The sequence below is a fragment of the Kitasatospora sp. NPDC004799 genome (genome assembly GCF_040609095.1).
Lineage (GTDB): Bacteria > Actinomycetota > Actinomycetes > Streptomycetales > Streptomycetaceae > Kitasatospora.
This window is the reverse complement of sequence record NZ_JBEXJK010000584.1, coordinates 1-3,792: the sequence shown is the minus strand read 5'-3', so window position 1 is coordinate 3,792 and position 3,792 is coordinate 1. Positions and strand designations below refer to the sequence as shown.

3 protein-coding genes and 1 pseudogene are annotated in these 3,792 nt (G+C 76.4%); 1 reads left to right on the top strand and 3 read right to left on the bottom strand.

The window, feature by feature from the left end:
* Positions 1–69: 69 nt before the first annotated feature.
* Positions 70–1,242 (bottom strand): geranylgeranyl reductase family protein, encoded by a 1,173-nt coding sequence (locus ABZW03_RS38420; RefSeq protein WP_355269148.1) that lies wholly within the window; start codon positions 1,240–1,242, stop codon positions 70–72.
* A 241-nt stretch (positions 1,243–1,483) separates the two neighbouring features.
* Between ABZW03_RS38420 and ABZW03_RS38415 the strand changes: the two genes are divergently transcribed.
* Complete coding sequence (locus tag ABZW03_RS38415; RefSeq protein ID WP_355269146.1) at positions 1,484–2,848, top strand: dipeptidase; 1,365 nt, start codon at positions 1,484–1,486, stop codon at positions 2,846–2,848.
* Here the strand turns inward: ABZW03_RS38415 and ABZW03_RS38410 are convergent.
* Both ABZW03_RS38410 and ABZW03_RS38405 read right to left on the bottom strand, forming a co-directional pair.
* Positions 2,824–3,507, bottom strand: a complete 684-nt coding sequence (locus ABZW03_RS38410) for a DUF4184 family protein (protein WP_355269144.1) — start codon at positions 3,505–3,507, stop codon at positions 2,824–2,826. The genes ABZW03_RS38415 and ABZW03_RS38410 overlap by 25 nt on opposite strands.
* A pseudogene (locus tag ABZW03_RS38405) lies at positions 3,456–3,683 on the bottom strand (DUF4184 family protein); the annotation flags it as partial. The gene ABZW03_RS38410 and the pseudogene ABZW03_RS38405, both read right to left, overlap by 52 nt.
* Between the last annotated feature and the right edge of the window lie 109 nt (positions 3,684–3,792).

Genomic DNA, 3,792 nt, shown 5'->3' with positions numbered 1-3,792 from the left:
GACCAACCGGGGCCGGCGCCCCCCCCCGCCCGGGGGCGGCCCCCCCGGCCCCTCGGCACGAACGCCGCGCTACCGCGACGCCATCGACGTCAGCCGCCGCGCCGCGCGGTACTGCCGCAGCACCTGGGAGAAGGAGGTGTGCCCCTGGGTCGTCCGGGCGAAGGCCCGCCAGGCCGCTGGCACCAGGCAGACCGCCGCGTGGAACAGGTACGGCCGCCGCTCGAAGGCGCCCAGCAGCTGCTTGCCCGCGCGCATCTCGACGCCCAGCCCGGCCTTGACCGCGAAGGCGTAGTTCAGCGCCTCGCGCCGCACCGCCGTCGCGTCGCCCGCCTCGGCGATCTTCACCGCCCACTCGCCGGCCAGCCGGCCCGAGCGCAGCGCGTACGAGATGCCCTCGCGGGTCCACGGCTCCAGCAGCCCGGCCGCGTCCCCGGCGACCAGCACCCGGCCGCGGGAGAGCGGCGAGTCCTCGGTCCGGCAGCGGGTCAGGTGCCCGGACTCGACCCGGGGGGCGAACCCGGACAGGCCGAGCCGGCGGATGTAGTCGGCGAGGTACTGCTTGGTCCGCTCGCCGTCGCCGCGGGCCGAGATGACGCCGACGGTCAGGCTGCTGGTCTCGGTCTTCGGGAACACCCAGCCGTAACTGCCGGGCAGCGGGCCCCAGTCGAGGTGGATCCGGCCCGCCCAGTCGGCGGCGACCTGCGCCGGCACCGGGATCTCCGCCTCCAGGCCGAGGTCGATCTGGTCGAAGGTGACGCCGACGTGCCGGCCGATCCGGCTCGCGCTGCCGTCCGCGCCGACCACCGCGCGGGCCTCGAAGGTGCGGCCGTCCGCCGCCGTCACCAGCGCCGTCCGGTGCTCGCCGCCGCGCTGCTCGACGCCGGTGACGGTCACTCCGGTGACCAGCACCGCCCCGGCCTGCTTGGCCGCCTGCACCAGGCGCAGGTCGAACTCGTCCCGGTTGACCAGGCCGAACAGCATCCGCTTGGACCGCCGCGTCCGGGTGTACTTCCCGTCGTAGGCGAAGGTGACGGCGTGCACCCGGTCCTGCAGCGGCAGCCGGAAGTCCGGCGGCAGGCTGTCCCGGGAGGGGCCGATGATGCCGCCGCCGCAGGTCTTGTACCGGGGGTGTTCGGCCTTGTCGAGCAGCAGCACCCGGCGGCCCTGGGCCGCGGCGGCGTACGCGGCGGAGGACCCCGCCGGGCCGGCGCCGACCACCACGACGTCCCAGACGCCGTCCAGCGGCGTGGCCGCGTCGTCGGTCGGACCGTCCTCGGCCGGGCTGTCGAGCGGGCTGCGGGAATCGGAGCTTCCGGAGTCAGTCACGTCGAGCAATCCTATGTGTCCGGCCGCACCGGACGGGCACGCCGCCCCCGCACCGCACCCTCGAAGCGCCCGTTCCGCTCCGCCTATGATCGGCACTACCGCAAACCGCCTCCTCCGCCCGCACCATCCCTGGGCGGACCGTCTCCCCGGAGCCCCGATGTCACAGCCCCTGGCCGACGCCGTCCGGTCCCTGATGGACCGTGCCCGCACCGATCTCGCCGAGCTGGTCGCCTTCCCGTCGGTCGCCGACCCGCGCCAGTTCCCGGTCGAGGAGTGCGAGAAGGCCGCGCGCTGGGTCGCCGACGCCTTCGCCGCCGAGGGCCTGACCAACATCCAGCTGCTCGACACCCCGGACGGCACCCAGTCCGTCTACGGCGAGCTGCCCGGCCCCGAGGGCGCGCCGACCGTCCTGCTCTACTCCCACTACGACGTCCAGCCCCCGCTGGACGAGGACGGCTGGCTCAGCCCCGCCTTCGAGCTGACCGAGCGCGACGGCCGCTGGTACGGGCGCGGCGCCGCCGACTGCAAGGGCAACATCCTGATGCACCTGACCGCCCTGCGGGCGCTGCGCCAGGCCCACGGCGACGCCTACCCGGTCGGCCTGAAGATCATCGTCGAGGGCTCCGAGGAGCAGGGCACCGGCGGCCTGGAGCGCTACGCCGAGGCCCACCCCGAGCTGCTCACCGCCGACGCCATCGTGATCGGCGACACCGGCAACTTCGCCCCCGGCCTGCCCACCGTGACCGCCTCGCTGCGCGGCATGACGGTCGTCGAGGCCACGGTCACCACGCTGGCCGGCAACCTGCACTCCGGCGCCTTCGGCGGCGCGGCCCCGGACGCGCTGCAGTCCCTGGTCCGGATGCTGGCCTCGCTGCACGACGAGAACGGCGACGTCGCGGTGGCCGGCCTGACCACCGACCAGACCTGGGAGGGCGTGCAGTACCCGGAGGAGCAGTTCCGCGCCGACGCCAAGGTCCTCGACGGCGTCGCGCTGACCGGCACCGGCACCATCGCGGACCGCCTCTGGGCCCGCCCGGCCGTCACCGTCCTCGGCATCGACGCCCCGCCGGTGATCGGCGCCACCTCTTCCGTCCAGGCCACCGCCAAGGCCCTGATCAGCCTGCGCGTCGCGCCGGGCACCGACCCGCACGCCGCCCAGGACGCGCTGGTCGCCCACCTGGAGGCGCAGGTCCCGCTCGGCGCCCGGCTGACGATCGAGCGCCAGGGCAACGGCGCCCCGTTCCGCGCCGACACCAGCGGCCCGGCGTACGAGGCGATGGGCAAGGCGATGGCCGAGGCCTTCGGCACCCCGATGGTCGCCTCCGGCGAGGGCGGCTCGATCCCGCTCTGCAACACGCTGCGCTCGCTCTACCCGCAGGCCGAGATCGTGCTGATCGGCGTCGAGGAGCCGACCACCCAGATCCACGCGGTCAACGAGAGCGTCGACCCGCAGGAGCTGGAGCGGATGGCCCTCACCGAGGCGCTGTTCCTCCGCCGCTACGCCGAACTGCGCTCCGTCTGACGGACGTTCGGGGCGACGTCCCGAGGGTCCCGCGGACGGACGTCCGGCCGCCCGCCGCGCCACCGGCGGGCGGCCGCCAGCACCGCCGCGTAACCGACCGCGCCCACCGCGAGCCCGGCCCCGGCGCCGAAGCAGGCCTCCGGCACCAGGTTCCGCCGCAACGGGCTGAGCCGGTGCAGCACCCCGGCGGCCGTCGCCGCGCCCAGCGCCGCGACGGCCCCCCGCCCGGCCCCGGGCGCGAGCCGGACGGCCGGGCGCACCGGCTCGGCGGCCCGCACCGCGCGCGCCGCCCAACCGCCCAGCGCCGCCAGGGCGAGCGCCGAACTGCCGTACTGCAGCACCTCGTACAGCGGGACCCCGGCCACCGGCCGGTCCAGGACGGGCAGCAGCCGCGACCCCAGCCGGTCCCCGTGGGTGAACGCGTCCCAGCCGACGTGGGTGGCCGCGCCGATCGCCGCCGAGGCCGCGAACCACGCCGCGCCGCCGACCGCACCGGTACCGCCGGGACCCGGGACGCCCCGGGCCGCCGAGCGGTCAGCGCCTCGGCCCCGCCCGCCCAGCGCTCGGGCAGCAGCGCCACCAGCGGCCCTCGCAGCAGCCCGTGCCAGCCGGCCACCAGGGCGCCGGCGACCGCCACGTCCAGGGTCGGCACCGCCCACCAGCGGTGCGTCAGCCCGCCGTGGCCGTACACCCCGGGCAGCAGGGACTCGGCGAAGAACGGCACGTCCGGCGCCATCGACCCGGCGACCAGCGCCGACGCCACCAGGGGCCCGCGCGTCCCGGCGGCGCGCAGCAGGGGCAGGACGGCGGCGGGATGGCTCAGCGTGAACGGCATGCCTCCATCCTCACGCCCGCGACCGCGGCCCCGCGCACCGGGCAGAAGAAGGCTCGCAGGAACGGCCGGGCAGAAACGGTCCGGGTAGAAACGGTCCGGCCCCCGCACC

Bases quoted from the DNA above. Each gene is read 5' to 3' on its own strand.
- ABZW03_RS38415 (WP_355269146.1), top strand. From the start codon at position 1,484: ATGTCACAGCCCCTGGCCGACGCCGTCCGGTCCCTGATGGACCGTGCC.